Here is a 15998-nt window from a genome sequence, read left to right as displayed (position 1 = left end):
GGACTACCGCAAGCTTGAAGCTCGTAGTGTAATCCTTCTGACTCCGCTTGACATACTTCTTCTCTGCTTTCATAACAATACTTTTTTGTATCGCTATTTCAGGACAAGACACCCCAAACAAAAAAAGCGGAAGGAGACCGCTCCTTCCGCTTTTACCGATTCTCACCCTGCCTATATTTTCATGCTCAGCGCTATGCGCTTGCGGGCAATATCTACCTCCACCACCTTCACCGTGACGGCCTGCTGTAGCTTTACCACCTCATTAGGGTCTTTGATGAAGCGGTTGGCCATCTGCGATACGTGCACCAGTCCGTCCTGCTTTACGCCCACATCCACAAAGGCCCCGAAGGCCGTGATGTTGGTGACGATGCCCGGCAGTACCATCCCCTCGCGCAGGTCCTCCACCTTCCGTACACTCTTGTCAAACTCAAACTGCTGCATGGGCGGGCGCGGGTCACGCGAGGGCTTTTCCAGCTCTTTCAGGATGTCCTGCAGGGTAGGCAACCCTACCGAAGCGCTCACGTAACGCTTCAGATCTATCTGCCTGCGTAGCTCGGGCTTCTGCATCAGGTCGGCTACGGTAGCTCCGAGGTCACGCGCCATCTGCTCCACAATCTCGTACCGCTCGGGGTGTACCGCGCTATTGTCAAGTGGGTTCTTGGGATTATCAATCCGGAGGAATCCGGCACTCTGTTCGAAGGCTTTAGCGCCCAGGCGAGGTACTTTCAGGAGCTGCTGCCGCGTCTTGAAGTTGCCATTGGCTGCGCGGTAATCCACGATGTTCTGAGCCAGGGCCGGCCCCAGCCCCGATACATAGCGAAGCAGGTGCTTGCTGGCAGTATTGAGATTTACCCCTACCTGGTTTACGCAACTTTCCACCACCGTATCCAGGGCTCCTTTCAGATCCCCCTGGTCTACGTCGTGCTGGTACTGCCCCACCCCGATGGATTTGGGGTCAATCTTTACCAGCTCGGCCAGCGGGTCCATGAGCCGGCGGCCAATGGATACCGCCCCCCGCACGGTTACGTCCTTCTGCGGGAACTCCTCCCGGGCTACATCCGAAGCTGAGTAGATAGAAGCCCCCTGCTCACTAACCATGAAGATGGTACCATCAGGAAATACCTTCTTAAGGAAGTCTTCGGTTTCGCGACCGGCCGTACCGTTACCTACCGCAAAAGCTTCGATTTGATGCTTTTCGGTCAGCGAACGCAGGGTATTCTGCGCCTCGGCGGGTTTGTCAAAAGGATAAATAACCGTATCGGTCACCAGCGAGCCCCGCTCGTCCAGTACCACCACTTTACAGCCGGTACGGTAGCCGGGGTCGATGGCCAGCACCCGCTTTTGCCCCAGGGGCGACGCCAGCAGGAGCTGACGGAGGTTATCGGTAAATATCTGGATGGCATATTGATCAGCCTTCTCTTTGGAAAGCTTGGCAAACTCTGTCTCTATGCTGGGCTTCAGCAGGCGTTTGTAGCTATCCTTTACGGCCAGCTCGATCTGCCCCTGACTCCCCGACAGCCCCCGCACAAACTGGCGGTTGAGGTGCGAGATGGCCTGGTCCTCGTCGGGCGAGATATCCACGCTCAGGATTCCCTCCTCTTCGCCGCGACGGATGGCCAGCAGACGGTGCGATGGTATCTTGGAGAGCTGCTCTGAGAAATCGAAGTAGTCGCGGTACTTGGCTCCTTCCTCCTCCTTTTTCTTCTTGACTCTGGAGGTCACGATGGCTCCGCGCTCGAAGGTAGTGCGTACCTTGTTACGGGCGTCGGTATTCTCACTGATCCACTCGGCCATGATGTCGCGGGCGCCCTGCAGGGCCTCCTCCACGTTAGCTACCTGATCGTTAAGAAAGGCCGCCGCCCTGCGCTCCGCATCGGCTTCTTTACCGCCAAACAGCGCCTGCGCCAGGGGTTCCAGCCCCCTCTCTATGGCCATGGTAGCCCGCGTCTTGCGCTTTTGCTTGTAGGGCAGGTAAAGGTCTTCCAATTCAATCAGGGTAAATACACTCTCGATCTGCTTGCGTAGTTGAGAGGTCAGTTTGCCTTGTTCGTCGATGCTTTTCAGGATGGCTTCGCGGCGTTTCTCTACCTCCTGCTGCTTTTGGTAGGCGTCTTTAATGGCGCCGATCTGTACTTCGTCCAGTCCGCCGGTGGCTTCCTTGCGGTAACGGGAGATAAAGGGAACCGTAGCTCCTTCGTCCAGTAGTTGTATGGTATTACGTACCTGGCGTTCCGAAACGCCCGTCTGGGTGGCTATAAGAGGGTAATTCATTTCTGGTAGCTTTTAGGGATTAGGTTGTTAGGTGTTAGCTCCCTCTGCATCCACTTTACTGACTCCTGGCAGGAGTAGCTATAAGCAGAAGTAGTAAGAGAGCGTCGCCTGCCCGCCTTTCTATTTATGGGCTACAAAAAAAGGGAGAGAAACGGTACCGAACAAGTACCGTAGCAGGTACCTGAGCGCTACCAACAGGGCGTCAAAGAATTGAAGCGGATTAATTTATCGGAGAAGGCCTCCGCATGATGATATCGGAGCCCCGCGCCAGCATCACCGAGTGGGGCGACTTCAGCAGATAGGGCTCAAATTCTTTTCCGTATACATCCGCTACCTTACAGTTGAACTCCCACTGCCGGATGGGGTACACCTTCCAGTACGGATGCTCCACTTCGTACTCCACGGTCGTGCGGTCGGTGTACTTGTTGTAGCCCCAGTAGTTGATCAGGATAAATTCTTCTTCGCTGCCGGGTGTGATATCCTGTGCCGCCCGATCCGCCTGCACCGCCATCCGGTTCCAGCCCGCGTCGGACTCCCACTCGTAGTTGACGCCCAGCGAGTCGGTATCTTCAATGATAGCGTGGCGGACGGGCATGTAGGTGTAGTTTTCGTGCAGAAGCGTGTTGGCTACCAGGGGTACCGTAGGTCGGGGTACGATCTGGGAGATAAATACCACGCCGCGTTTCCACTGCCTGCCGTCGAAGTACCGGACATAGAAGCGGAGGTTGATCTCCTCAAAGTTGACGTGCAGGGGCCACTTGATACCCAGTACTTTGATATTATCAAACAGGAAGCCCACCACACTCACCAGTGTTTTGCCCTGCCAGGTTTCGATCTGGGTGTCCCGGGGGAGGTACGGCAGCAGGATCGTGGGGTCGACCTCGTAGTTAAGGAACAGCAGGTAATCCCAGCGTGCCGAAATGACGACCATATTTTTATCCTCTCCCATATCTATATTTATTTAATTGAAGTCCATGTAGCTTACCACTTAAAAATAATACCACAGGAATAGAAATACAGTCCCGGCGCTTCCGGCTGCTTACATTTCACCTACCTTATAAATAGTAGAAGTACCCTGACCAGATACCACAGCGCCCGGGACAGCAGCGGGCTGTTATTTTAAGAAAATACCCTTGAGGGACTTTGGAAGTTGAATAACCGGCCTGTTTTACGAGCTATTAAACAGGCAAGTCATATAGGTCAAACAATAAGGCACAGGTACTTAAAAGTAAGATTAGATCACGAATCAGCCCCTAAAGTAAGTAGGTCCATAGTGCGTAGTCTCTTTGTAGGATACTGATAAAACTGCCTTCCATGACACTAAGCGCTCCATCCGGCTCAAAGTTACTCCTGCTCCCCCTCATGCTACTTGCCTTCTCGGCGAGTGCCCAGCACGACCAAATTCCATCGGCTGTCTACCGCTGGGATGGGGTATCGATTTTCAGAAAAGCAGGTTCCGAACAACGGGTGCTACTGGAAGGAGCCACGCCGCACTTTACCCACCTGAAAATCCACGCTACCACCGTGGAAGCCGGCCAGGCTCCCCATGATGCACACGCACACCCCGACGAGGAACTCGTCATCGTGAAAGAAGGTCAGCTTACTGCTACCTATAATGGAAAGACAGAATTGCTTGAAGCCGGCAGCATAGCCCTGTTCATGCCCGGCGACCGGCACGGCTTTGAGAACCGGAGTACGGGACCCGTTACCTACTACATCATGCGGTACGAAGCGCCCACTCCCCAATTAGACCGCGGCACCAGGGCCGGGGGATCATTTGTAAAACACTGGAAGGAGCTGGACTACCGGACGCACGACAAGGGCGGGCGCCGCGATGTATTTGACCGGGCTACGGCACACTCGGCGCGGTTTGAGATGCACATTACCACGCTCAATGAAGGACTGATGAGCCATCCGCCCCATACTCACCGGGCCGCCGAAATTCTGCTATTGATCGAAGGCCAGGCCGAAGAGAGCATCGATGGAAAGTGGATACCCGCCGGTGTAGGAGACATTATCTTCCTGCAGTCCAATGTACCCCACGCCATTCGTAATACCGGAAAGGAGCCCTGTACCTACTTTGCTTTTCAGTTTGAATAGTGCTGGGAATGCTGAGTTAGGAATTCTGAATCACTAGTGTACAAAAGAATCAATATATACAAAAACAGCCCCAGAGGGGCTACACCTTAGTAGAAGAATAACAATTATGAGTGTTATTAGCCCCATAGGGGCGGCACCTATAAAGTCAGGTGTCACCCCTGCCGGGGCTTGTACCTGCTTTACCAAACCATTTCTACTGAGCTTCCGCCCGGTAGTGGCCGTCCGTCGCTGGGGTTGTCCGTCTCTGGGACTAGACTCAACCTCCTTCGTACACTCCTAATTCAGAATTAAGATTTCCCCACCAGACTCTCCAGCTCAATCGCAAGGCCCTGCAACCTCTTCTCCACCTCCGGCAGGATCTCGCAGTTGTCCCAGATACCCGTGATTAACGTTTCGGCGTAGGTAGACGGTAACTGATTTCCCAACATACGTTGGTGGGCGGATTGGTTATCGTAGGTGAAGGCTTCAAAGGAATAGGTAAATTGGCTATCCGTATCGTCCAGCAGCAGGTACCATACGCGCGGCGTACCATCGTTAGCAGGCATTCCGATCACCCCGGCATTGAGCCAGTACTTATTCTCCTGTACATCCACAAAGGGTAGTCCGGCATGTCCGGCCAGGATCACGTCAGTACCGGTGGCCCGGAAGGTTTCCTCCTTCACCGACCAGGGAGTGGATTTAAAAACAAACTGGGAGATATGTTGGGCTGAGCCGTGTACTACAGCTACGGACTTTCCGGCGTAGCGAAAGGTCAGGTGAAGGGGTAGCGTCGAGAGCCACTCACTCGAGACGTCGGATACCGAGCGAACCGCATAAGGAAACCAGGTACGGGAAAACAGGTCACAGCGGCTGCCTTCCGTAAAGTTACAGCCGCAGTCGTCTTCGCCCGCAATAATATTCTGCTCCACATTGCCCTGAATAGAGTGAATGCCCCACCCCTTTACCAGTTGAACTGCCTCTTCGGGCTGGGCACAGTACCCGATAATGTCACCCGTACAGATGATATTCCGGGGTGGAATCCCCTGCTCTTCCGCAATACGTTTCAGTTCTTCCAGCGCCTGAAGATTGGAATACGGCCCGCCGAAAACCAGCAGCCTCCCTTTCAGGTCGCCCAGGTCCAGTATATCAGAGCTAGTGTTCATGAGCTTTTTTTACAAACATAGTACTCCCCAGGTACACCAGAAAACAGTACCCGCTGGTAATGATATTGACACTTAACAACTGGGCGTACTTCCCCTCAGTAAAAAGCAGTGAATCGGGTAAAGGATAAAAGGAAAGCCCTCCTCCGATCAGCAGTCCTCCCACCACCGAGAGGTAGAAAGCAGAGCGGGGTACCCGACGGTTCCAGAACAGGAATACGGGTGCCAGCCCCAGTACCACGGTACCACTGATGGTAGTAGCCGAAAGAATGGCCGGATTGAAGAAAACCGGTATGGTACCCAGCACGGTCAGCCCCACCATAGCGATACGACCGGTGGATACCTTGGGGGTGTCCGCTTTACTCAGATCAATACTGACCAGCTTGGAAAAAGAAGCCAGGGCGGAGTCCAGTGTAGAAGAGGCCGATGTGACCATGATCAGGTTCATGAGCAGGAGCATGGGAGCCCCAAAGTACCGGGCCGCCGCCACCGGAGCCTCTCCTTCCAACTCAGACAGACGGGTAAAAATGCCTACGAAGCTGAAAAAGATGATGCACAAGGCTCCTACCAACGCGGCCGCGAAGTAAGACTTCAGCGTAGTACCCGTATCGGAGATAAAGCCCCGGTCGGTGAGTACCGGATCGTGAAACGGGTAGCTGAAACACTGGATGAGGGCCACCAGCAGCAGGTCAAGCCCCTGCCCCAGCTTCCAGCTACCACTACTCAGGAAAGGCTGAATGCTTCCCTGCTCCGGTAGTATAAAGCCCAGGATAATACCCAGCAGCACGACAAAGAGCGCCATCTGGATCACATCCGTCATGATGGAGCTGCTCATCCCACCTTTGAGGGTATACGCCAGAGTGAGTAGTGTAAATACCAGTATGGCCGCGTAGTACTCAGTAGTACCCGTGTCGCCGAAGTACGACCCTATAACGATGGTATTGGACCACACCTCGTTGTAGAGCCGGATCAGGATCAGGAAGGTAAACACCACCACCGCGCCCCGGCCAAACTTCGTTTCCAGAAAGTGGTGTATGCTGCGATAGCCTCCCCGGACCCGTAACGACACCAGTACCAGGCCAGCTACGATAAAGGATACGTAGTACCCCGCATAGGCCACTCCCCCTACCAGTCCGAAGCTCTGCCCCAGATTGGCCGCGTTGGTGATCGACTTGGCAAATAGCCAGGATATGACCAGACTACTGGTCAGCAGCACCACATTGGGAGAGCGCTCTTTATGAGTACCCTTAAAAAATTCGGCGGCAGTGCGGGACAGGGGCGATATCAGGTACAATCCTACGCTGGAAGCCACCACCAGTACCCACTGTAAAACGGTAATCGTCATTCGCGAAGGGTTAGTTTACGTCCCACCATACCGGCACATTGACACTATTGCTCTGGGTGCGGTCGGCGGCTTTTTTAAATTGCTCTCCGTTCAGAGCACTTTCACTGTTTGGGTACGGCATACGTATCGGTATCAGGCCATTGTTCAGGCTGGCGGATATGGTTTTCAACCGGGGAAATCCGGTGCGGCGGTACTCGATCCAGCCCTCGTACCCGTTGTTCAGGTTGGCCAGCCACTTCTGGGTCAGGATCTGTTCCAAAGAGCTTTGTCCGTTCATACCGTAGGCTACCCGTTCGCTCGTCAGGTAGTTGGCTGGCAGCGGGGTCTGCCAGTACTCAAAAGCCTGAGTAATTCCCCTCTCGTACCAGTCCTTGGCCACGCCTGCGATCCAACCCCGCTCTGCCGCTTCGGCGAGCAGGAAGCTTGTTTCCGCGGCCGTCATGTAGTTGGCGTGTAGCCTGTCGGAATTCTCTCTAAAAATAGATCCGGTCAGTGAGTAGTTAGCTACCGTGATGGAAAGCTTGGAGGCATCAGGACCATTCAGCAAGCCCTGGTATACGGCCGGGTTGGAGGCCGAAGGCCGGAAGTACACCCTCACCCGCGGATCCTGTAATGTAGTAAGTACCTCCTCGATGGTTTTGGACATAATGAAAAGATTATAGTCCCCCACTCGAGCCGTAGCCATCCGGAAGTTATTGGGCTGGCTGGCGGTAAACCGGAACACCGCGTTATCCGCATTTGATTTGATGTAGGCTCCTTCCTCTACCACCTTCTGCAGTTGCGCTTTTACGTCAACCTTACCCGATATGCGCACCAGGTACCTGATCTTTAACGAATTGGCAAATAGTACCCACTTCGACAGATTACCGTTGTAGAGTATATCACCCTGCAGGGGCGTAGCTCCTTTGTAGTTGCGGATGGAGGCAATTCCTTTTTCCAGATTATCCAGTACCCCGTTGGGACCGGTATAGATGGCCTCCTGAGTATCATAGGCGGGGGCGATTACCCCGGCTTTGCCCTGAAGGGCTTCACTATACGGTACATCACCGTACAGATCCGTCAGGGCGGCCGCCATGTATGCCTTCATGATCAGTGCCGGGCCCTCGTATACCGCAAAGGCCGGATTGGTACGCGACTTCTGCAGAAGTATCTCATTGTCGCGCAGGTTGGTATAGATAAAAGGCCACGGATTGCCTCCGTACTGCGGCTCGGTCAGGCTGTGCCGGTCAAAGAGGTTGAAGTCAATGGCCGTGAAGTACTGCCCCAGCAGGTTACCCGCCACAAAGGCCTCGTACGACATCTGCTCTCCGTAGTCAAACAAGACCTTCCGGAACAGCAGCGACGGCTGCACGTCTACGGGTGCATTGGGGTTGGTATTAATTTCCTTAAAGCCATCCGTGCAGCTTTGAAACAGGCCAACTAGTACTATTAGAATTAATTTCCGCATCGTTTGATATGTTATTTTACTGCACCGGCAGCCCGGCACAGAGTGAAATGAGTATTTTCACAGAGTTTCATAGAGTAAGTTTAAACTCTTATTACTCTATGCCTTACCTCTTTTAACTCTGTGGTTAATTTCTTAAAAATTCACACTCAGCTTCACCCCCACATTCCGGCTGGTCGGATAGGTCATATCCTCTACCCCACTTTGCAGTTGCTGCCCCTGAAAGGAAGTCTGCTCCGGGTCAAAGTGGGGGATATGTGATAAGGCCAGCAGGTTACGCCCTACTAGCGCCACCGTCAGCCGCTGCATGCGTAGCTTCCGCAACAGTCCGGCCGTTTCGGGCAGGGTATAGCCTATGCTCATTTCCCGCAGCTTGACGTAGGAGGCATTATAGGTGTTGTTCTCTTCGTGGTTGCGGTCGTAGTACATGCGGTAGAAGGTCTCGGCCGGGATGGCTCTGGTATTGGGCTGGTAGCTGGGGTTCTCGGCGGTACCCGTATTCACCACGCCCGGCGCTACGATGCCTGCTTCGGGCCGGTCGGCCGTTTCGATCAGTTGCCCGGCTACAGCCGCCAGGGACAGGGTACGTGATACCAGTATACCGCCCTGCCGCCAGTCGAGCAGGAAGCCCAGGTTCCAGTTCTTCACGCTGAGCTGGTTGTAAAGCCCTATCATAAAATCAGGATTGTAGTTGCCCAGCTTTTTGAGGGTATTATCCACGATGTACTGCCCGTTGGCTCCTACGACAAATTCGCCCTGCGGGTTGCGCAGGTAGCCTGTTCCCCACATATCTCCCACCCGATCACCTTCGCGTACCTGGTACCATACCGTCTGGTTGACGTTGTCATAGACCCGGTTGTAGCCCAGGGTGAGCGTACCGGCTTCGTCGGGCAGCGACACTACAGTACTGCGGTTGCGGGTGAAGTTCAGGCTGATGTTCCATTTCACCTCCTGCGTCCGTATGGGTGCATAGTTGACCACGGCCTCTACGCCCCGTGCCCGTACCGCTCCGCCGTTGATGACCCGCTCACCGTAGCCCGTAGATATCGCAATGGGCAGCGACAGAATCTGATTGCTGGTGAGCGCGTCGTAGTAGGTCACATCAAAGCTCAGCCGGTCGTCGAACAGGCGAAGGTCGGCACCTACCTCCACCGACGTAGTAGACTCGGGTTTCAGGTTGGCATTGGCAATGGTGTTCTGATCGCTGAAAGTAGGCTGCGAAAATACCGGCGTACGGGCATTGAATACCCCGGTGGTCTGGTAAGGACTGGTGTCGTTACCCACATTGGCGATACTCCCTCTGATCTTGGCGAATGATAGTACGTACGGCAAACTAAACTGGTTGGAAAGGACCCAGCTGGCCGACAGGGATGGATAAAAGAAGGATGTATTGGCCGTAGAAGTAGGCGTAGCCAGCGCACTGGACCAGTCGTTACGGCCGGTAATATCAACAAAGAGGACATCCTTAAACCCCAGCTTGGCTATGCCGTAGAGGCTGTTGATGCGCTTGGTAGCCTCCTGCTGGTACACCTCCACCGGCGAGGCGGCGTTGTTCAGCTTGAATACCCCCGGCTGCGCCAGCGACAGGGCCTGGTACTGGTCAAAGTGGGCCCGCTGATCCATGCGGTTTCCTCCGGCAGATACATCCAGCGTCAGGTTGCCAAAGCTCCGGGTGTAGTTCAGCAGGAAATCGGTATTGACCTCCCGGAAGAACAGAGAGTTTTCGGCGTAGGCGCCATTCTTGAACCGGTTGCTGCTGTACGCCCTCCTAAACTGCCGCGCCTCCGTGGAGTAGTCCATTCCGCTGCGCACCATCAGTTGCAAATGATCCGCCAGGTCGGCCGTTACGGCTATGTTACCAATCAGCCGGTCACGGTTGAATGAGTTGCGGTTTTCGTAGAGGGTAAAGTACGGATTATCAAAGTAGGTATAGTTGTAGGAGTAATGCTGTACCCCTTCGAGCCCCGGCTGCCAGTACTGCTTCATGGGGTTAACGTCGGTCTGGCGGCCCAGCCACGCGCTCATGGCGTAGTTGATATTTTCGGAGCCGTACTTGGTAGCGGGCCGGTTGTCGCTGTTGGAGTTGATGTAGTTGATGGAAGAGCTCACCCGGATGCGCTTTACCGGCTCAAACAGGAGCCGCGCCGCCATGGTCTTCCGCTTGAGATTTACCCCCGGTATGGTCGACTCGCTGTTCAGGTCCGTGTACGAAAGGCGGTAGTTCCCCCTGGTGTAGCCTCCCGCAATGGCCAGGTTATTGATGGCCGTGTAGCCGGTTTCGTAGAAGTTCTTCAGGTTGTCGGGATGTGATACAAAGGGCGTGGGAGTTATGGGCAAGCCTCCGTGTACATAGATGTCGCCGCCACGTACCGTGCGCCCATCGGGTAGCTGTACCGGACTGTCGTACTGGGGAATGAGCGTACCCTGGTCCATGCGGGGTCCGTAGCTGTACGAGATATTATCGTTGATTCCTCCCCCCAGCCCATTGACATAGCTGAAGGCCCCGCTGTTGCCCTGCCCATAGAGGTTCTGAAAGCGGGGCAGCTGAAAGGGGCGTTCGGCAAAAAAGGTACTGTTAAAACTAATCCCCAATCCCTCCGTACGGGAGCCGTCTTTGGTATTGATCAGGATCACCCCGTTGGAGGCCCGCGTTCCGTAGAGAGCGGCCGCACCGGGACCTTTCAGCACCGACACCGAGGCTATATCATCCGGATTAATCTCCATGGCTCCGTTGCCGAAATCTATTTCCTGAAATCCGTTGGCGTCGTCGTTCACCACGTTGACGATGGTGGAGTTATTGATAGGAATGCCATCTACGACAAAGAGTGGATTATTGTTGGTAAAGGAAGACTCGCCCCGGATGGTGATGCGTGAGGAAGAGCCTACGCCCGTGGAGCCCCCGGTGATGGTGACGCCCGCTACCTTGCCCGCCAGATTGTCCAGGAAGTTAGGAGCCTTTACATCGTTGATCTGTCGCCCCTCCACCTTCTGTATCGCGTAACCCAGGCTCCGGGAACTACGCTCCAGACCCAGTGCCGTTACGACTACCTCGTTGAGCGATACCCCCTCCTGGAGGGTTACCGTCAGGGAGGATTGTCCGGTGTAGGAGAATTCCTGACTGCGGTAGCCAATGAACGAAAACACCAGGACGCTGTTCGGACTCAGATTAGACAGGCTGAAATTTCCGTTGGCATCGGTAAGGGTACCCGACTGGGTACTTCTGACCTGAACGCTTACTCCCGCCAGTGGCTGGTCAGTAGCCTGGTCCCGGACCTGACCGGTTAGCTGCTGGGCCCACAGGGGGAAGTACAAAACCGTCAGGACAACAGCAAGTAGCAGTTTTCTCATGTAGTAGTAAGGCAAAGTGAAAAGTGGGGTTATTTTGGAATTTGACAGACTTACGCCGCTTCCGGATCTTTGGATGTATGCGCACCCTGCCCTACTACTATTTGACTACCCTTTTGGTTTAGTCACCTCTTGCACCTATACCAACTCCACCTCCCAGTTTCTCAAATAGCTGTGAGCAGAAAGTCAAGAGGCCGGGAAGTATCAACTCCAGAGAAACACTGAGCTAAGTGACTGTACTACCTCTGTCCACTGGGTTGCATATTACGGATGGCGGCGATCTTCCACTTTCCCCGCTGGGCCACCACGATGAAGGTACTCCACATCTGCCGTACCGTACCATCCGGATTCTGGATGGTATAGCGGGCATCGGCTACGGCACTTTGGGGAGTCAGGTACCGGATTTTCTCCACCCGCAACGTACGGGTGCCGGGGTTGGTGGTGGAGCTCTGAATCATGCCCGCTGTCGCCCCTTTGATGCCCTCCCTCCATTCACCCGACGAAACCAGCTGATCTATATCCTCCGTCAGAATCGTTTTCAGCAGTACCGTATCCTGCTTCTCACGAGCCAGCGAGTAGCTATCGACCAGGGTACGGATGGCCTGGTCCTGCTTAGGCCCCTGCGCATACAGCTCAAAGCACAGCATACTACTTAGGACGATCAGAAGGTACATAGCTTTCATGGGCTAGTAGGGTTAAGGATTCAGACTGGTAAACATAAAGGCTATGGATAGCCATCGCTCGGCTCCGACGAGTGATAGCTATCCATAGCCCTCCGGGCAATGACATCAGTTATTTTCATGGATGTACCTACACCCACTCTACCTCTTTATTTTCCAGCGTCACCACTACCCCCTTCACCTGGGCCTGCCCCATGTCCTGGTAGGCCTGTACCAGCTTGCGCATCTGACGGCGGGCATCGGTATTGCCGGCACCAGCCACAAAGTTGGCGAGTACGCAGGTACCGTCGGGCAGCGTGACGGCGCGGTCGGCGCAGAGCATGCGGCCACCCGGCAGGAGTAGTTCGCGGCGCATCAGTACCGTAGCCTCCCTGTCAAAGCACTCGCGCAGTTGATCCATATCCAGTACTTCCTGCAGGGAGCGGCGCAGGTACTCGGCATCTACCGACTCTATGATTCCCTCCGTAGTTAGCTTACGCAGTACCGCGGGGAGTTCGTCGGGCGTCTGCAGGTACGACAGGGCATGTTTCAGTTTCTGCAGCCAGTCGTTCTTTTTCTCAAAGGTTTCGGTATCAAATATCCGGTCGGCCAGGCGGCGCAGGCGCAGCGACTTGGTACGGTCGGTGCTGATGATGTGGCCCAGGCGGTGCGGTATGGCGCTCTGGCTGCCGTGGGCGTGGCGGCACTCGCCCGCTCCCTCCGACAGCACGTACACCGACTGCCCTTCCTGCCAGCCCGGCTCGGCATCGGGGCGATTGAGGTAGTTGTACAGCCAGGAGCTGACCCGATCGGAGGTCTTGCCCTTGTCCCAGTTGGTATCGTACTGGGCCAGGATGTACATGCGCTGCACCGGCCGCGTAAAGGCCACGTACAGCAGGTTCAGGTTTTCGAGCAGCGTACGGGTACCTTCTTCCTTGTACTGCTTTTTTAGTGGCGTTTTCTCAAGATCGCTCACCACCGACACCACCGAGCTCAGCAGTCGCTTGGGTATCTGATTCTCTGCTTCACCCACTGGAGTCAGCATGAGTTCCTGGTGATCCAGCCGGTCCAGGTCTACCCACAGGCGGTCCAGGAACGGGTTCGACCGGTAGCTCCAGTTGGTGTAGGGGATGATCACCACCGGGTATTCCAGCCCCTTGGAGCGGTGGATGGTGGTAATGCGCAGGGCGTCGGCATTGGCCGGTATGGTAATAGAAAGTTTATTTTTGGCGCCCTCCCAGTAGTTCAGGAAGTCGGCCAGGTGGTTGCTGCGGCGGGTACCAAATTCCAGCACCACATCCAGGAAGCGGAACAGGTACTCCGAGTCGGTCTGGGTTTCGAACAGGCGGAAAGCCGTGATCAGTTGTTCGCACAGTTCGTATACGCTCAGCTGGCGCAGCCGAAAAGCATTCAGCTCCACCCCCTGCTTACCGAAGTAGTCTAGGAAGGAGGCCAGTCCCTTCTCAGAGCACATGCTGCGGATCAGCTCGTGCTGCTCTGCCGAAGGTACCTCACTGGCGATGACGCGGTGAAACAGGTAGGCCGCTTCGTAACGCGCCAGGCGGTTGTCGGGCGTATGCAGTACCTGCATGAAGGCCACCAGCAGGTTGACCGGACGCGCAAAGGCCAGTGACAGCGAGTCTTCGGAGATGAGCGGATAGCCCCGCTCCTTCAGGGCGCTCGCCAGGTTGGCGGCTTCTTTCTTCTTGCGGCACAGGATGGCGATGTCGCGCCAGTGGTAGCCCTGCTCCCGCAGCTCCGCGATCAGGGCCAGTGTACGGCTTACCATGGCGTCCTGCACCTGACCACCTTCGGCCGAGGCATCGTCCTCGTCCTTCATCGTCACAAACTCCACCTGCACGTGCCCGCCGCTCTTTACTTCGGGTAGTATCCGTTGCTTAAATTCTTCGTCAAATACCGCGCTCACCATGGGCTCGCTCTGTCCCAGCGTCTGCGACAGGTAGCCAAAGAACGCGTTGTTAAACTCCGTGACTTCGCGGTAGCTCCGGCGGTTTTCGCGCAGGGAGCTTTTGTGCAGGAAGCGGTCAATGCCCAGGAGCCGCTCGTGGGCAAAAGGATTATCACCCAGTAGGGAGGCCAGCTCCATGGCCTGGTTTTGCGACAGGTGCAGGATCAGGTCCATATCGCCCCCGCGGAAGCGGTAGATAGATTGCTTGGCGTCGCCCACCACCAGATTCATGTAGCCCGAGGCCAGGGCGTTGTCAATGAGGGGCAGCAGGTTAGCAAACTGCAGCTTGGAGGTATCCTGAAACTCATCCACCAGGATGTGGTTGTACTTCTCCCCCAGCCTTTCGAATATAAAAGGTACCGGCTCGCGCGCGACGATCTCGAGCACGCGGCGGTTAAATTCTGAAATATGGACCTGGTTGTTTTGCCGGAGCAGCGAGTCAAACTCCTTCCGGATCTCGCCCAGCAGCGACAGGTTGTAGAGGTGCTTTTCTAATTGCTTAAACAGGAAGTACCGCTCGCGGTGCTTCACCTGGTGCGCCTGTATGCACTCGTACAGCTCTTCCAGTTTATGTCTCAGCTCATCTATCTTGGCCTGCGTAGTCTTGGTAGCCTTGCTGCCATACCATTTCTTCTCTTCCAGATTCTTCAAGACGGTAGCGGTCGCCTCCAGCTTCCACCACTCTACCGGCTCCTCCTCATCGGGTTTGAATTTGTTAAAGTGCCCGATCAGGCCATTCTTCCCACCGGCAAAGTCACTGATGTCCAACCCATTCTGCTGCACCAGCGCAATGGCTTCGCGGGCAATGACCTTACAGTAGCTATCCTTCACGATGCTATCCATCGACTCCTTGAGCTGGTTACGGATGGCTACCCAGTCTTCCATGGTCAGGTCCTGTACCTTCAGCATGGCCAGGTAGCTCTTCTCGCTCAGCAGGTCACCGGCGGCTTCCCGGATCTGGGCGGGCAGCGAGCCCCAGCTCTTGCCGTCCTCGGCGCTTTCACGGTAGTAGGTTTCGACGATGCGCGTCAGCGTATCCTCCCCCTCCTGCCCGATGCGGGCCAGCAGCCGGTCCACGGCCGAAGCCAGCAGGTCGCTGTCCACCTCGGTCTCGAATCCAAAGGGTATCCCCAGCTCATCCGTAAAGCTGCTCACCAGCCGCTGCGTAAACTTATCGATGGTCATGACCGAGAAGTCGGAATAGCGGTGCAGGAGCTTCACGAACACCCGCTGCGCCCGTAGCCCGATCAGCTCGCAGCCTTCCTCAAAAGTACCTTCGCCCTGCTGAATGGCCTCCCCGTACAGCTCCGTCACGATGTCGCGCATCATGGGGTGGCGCTTGCCTTCCTCTGTCCCGAACAGCCGCAGCATGCTCAGGATACGGTCCTTCATCTCGTTGGCGGCGGCATTGGTAAAGGTAACGGCCAGGATCTGACGGAAATAGGTATCGCTGTTGCTGTGCAGGGCCAGCTTGAGGTACTCCTTCGTAAGGGTGTAGGTCTTGCCCGACCCGGCGGATGAACTATATATCTTAAACACGGAGAATCTGGGGTTGAATGGTACGGAGGGTTAAAGTTAAGGGTTGTCGGGGGGATTTGGAAGTGGGGAAGGCTTTATTCGCTCATTAAAAGATAAAAAGAAGTACCGTTAGATAAATTTAATAAAAAAACAAGGTAAAATATAAGGTACTAGAACCTTGTAGCAACTATTAGTTAAAGAAATCTGT

The 15998-nt window shown here is 55.1% G+C and carries 9 protein-coding genes; 1 reads left to right on the top strand and 8 read right to left on the bottom strand.

The genetic code is table 11. The features are described 5' to 3' along the window. Window positions 1-171: 171 nt before the first annotated feature. Both JTN23_RS03145 and JTN23_RS03140 read right to left on the bottom strand, forming a co-directional pair. Entirely contained in the window at window positions 172-2271 is a 2100-nt protein-coding gene (locus JTN23_RS03145; protein WP_247232320.1) for a Tex family protein, read from the bottom strand. 220 nt (window positions 2272-2491) lie between these two features. Continuing rightward, complete coding sequence (locus tag JTN23_RS03140) at window positions 2492-3220, bottom strand: YqjF family protein (RefSeq protein WP_247232319.1); 729 nt, start codon at window positions 3218-3220, stop codon at window positions 2492-2494. Window positions 3221-3585: 365 nt separating this feature from the next. Here JTN23_RS03140 and JTN23_RS03135 point away from each other — a divergent pair, with 365 nt between their 5' ends. Beyond that, on the top strand, window positions 3586-4371 hold the full coding sequence (locus JTN23_RS03135; protein ID WP_247232317.1) for a cupin domain-containing protein: 786 nt from the start codon (window positions 3586-3588) through the stop codon (window positions 4369-4371). A 287-nt stretch (window positions 4372-4658) separates the two neighbouring features. Here JTN23_RS03135 and JTN23_RS03130 read toward each other — a convergent pair whose 3' ends face one another. From JTN23_RS03130 to JTN23_RS25905, 6 genes are all read right to left on the bottom strand, one after another. Then, entirely contained in the window at window positions 4659-5513 is an 855-nt protein-coding gene (locus JTN23_RS03130; RefSeq protein ID WP_247232316.1) for a metallophosphoesterase family protein, read from the bottom strand. Then, window positions 5503-6855 carry a sodium:solute symporter family transporter gene (locus tag JTN23_RS03125; protein WP_247232315.1) on the bottom strand — a complete coding sequence of 451 codons (1353 nt, stop codon included), beginning with the start codon at window positions 6853-6855 and terminating at the stop codon, window positions 5503-5505. Before JTN23_RS03125 ends, JTN23_RS03130 begins: the two co-directional genes overlap by 11 nt. Before the next feature lie 10 nt (window positions 6856-6865). Beyond that, entirely contained in the window at window positions 6866-8302 is a 1437-nt protein-coding gene (locus JTN23_RS03120; RefSeq protein WP_247232314.1) for a SusD/RagB family nutrient-binding outer membrane lipoprotein, read from the bottom strand. 132 nt (window positions 8303-8434) lie between these two features. Next, window positions 8435-11647 (bottom strand): SusC/RagA family TonB-linked outer membrane protein, encoded by a 3213-nt coding sequence (locus JTN23_RS03115; RefSeq protein ID WP_247232313.1) that lies wholly within the window; start codon window positions 11645-11647, stop codon window positions 8435-8437. Between the two features lie 236 nt (window positions 11648-11883). Further along, on the bottom strand, window positions 11884-12327 hold the full coding sequence (locus JTN23_RS03110; RefSeq protein ID WP_247232312.1) for a YybH family protein: 444 nt from the start codon (window positions 12325-12327) through the stop codon (window positions 11884-11886). Window positions 12328-12454: 127 nt separating this feature from the next. Next, a complete protein-coding gene (locus JTN23_RS25905; RefSeq protein WP_247232310.1) occupies window positions 12455-15811 on the bottom strand; it encodes a UvrD-helicase domain-containing protein in 3357 nt (1118 codons plus the stop codon). Between the last annotated feature and the right edge of the window lie 187 nt (window positions 15812-15998).

The organism is Telluribacter roseus (genome assembly GCF_017355915.2).
Classification (GTDB): Bacteria; Bacteroidota; Bacteroidia; order Cytophagales; family Spirosomataceae; genus Telluribacter.
The sequence above is the reverse complement of the archived record's forward strand: the minus strand, read 5'-3'. Positions and strand labels throughout refer to the sequence as shown.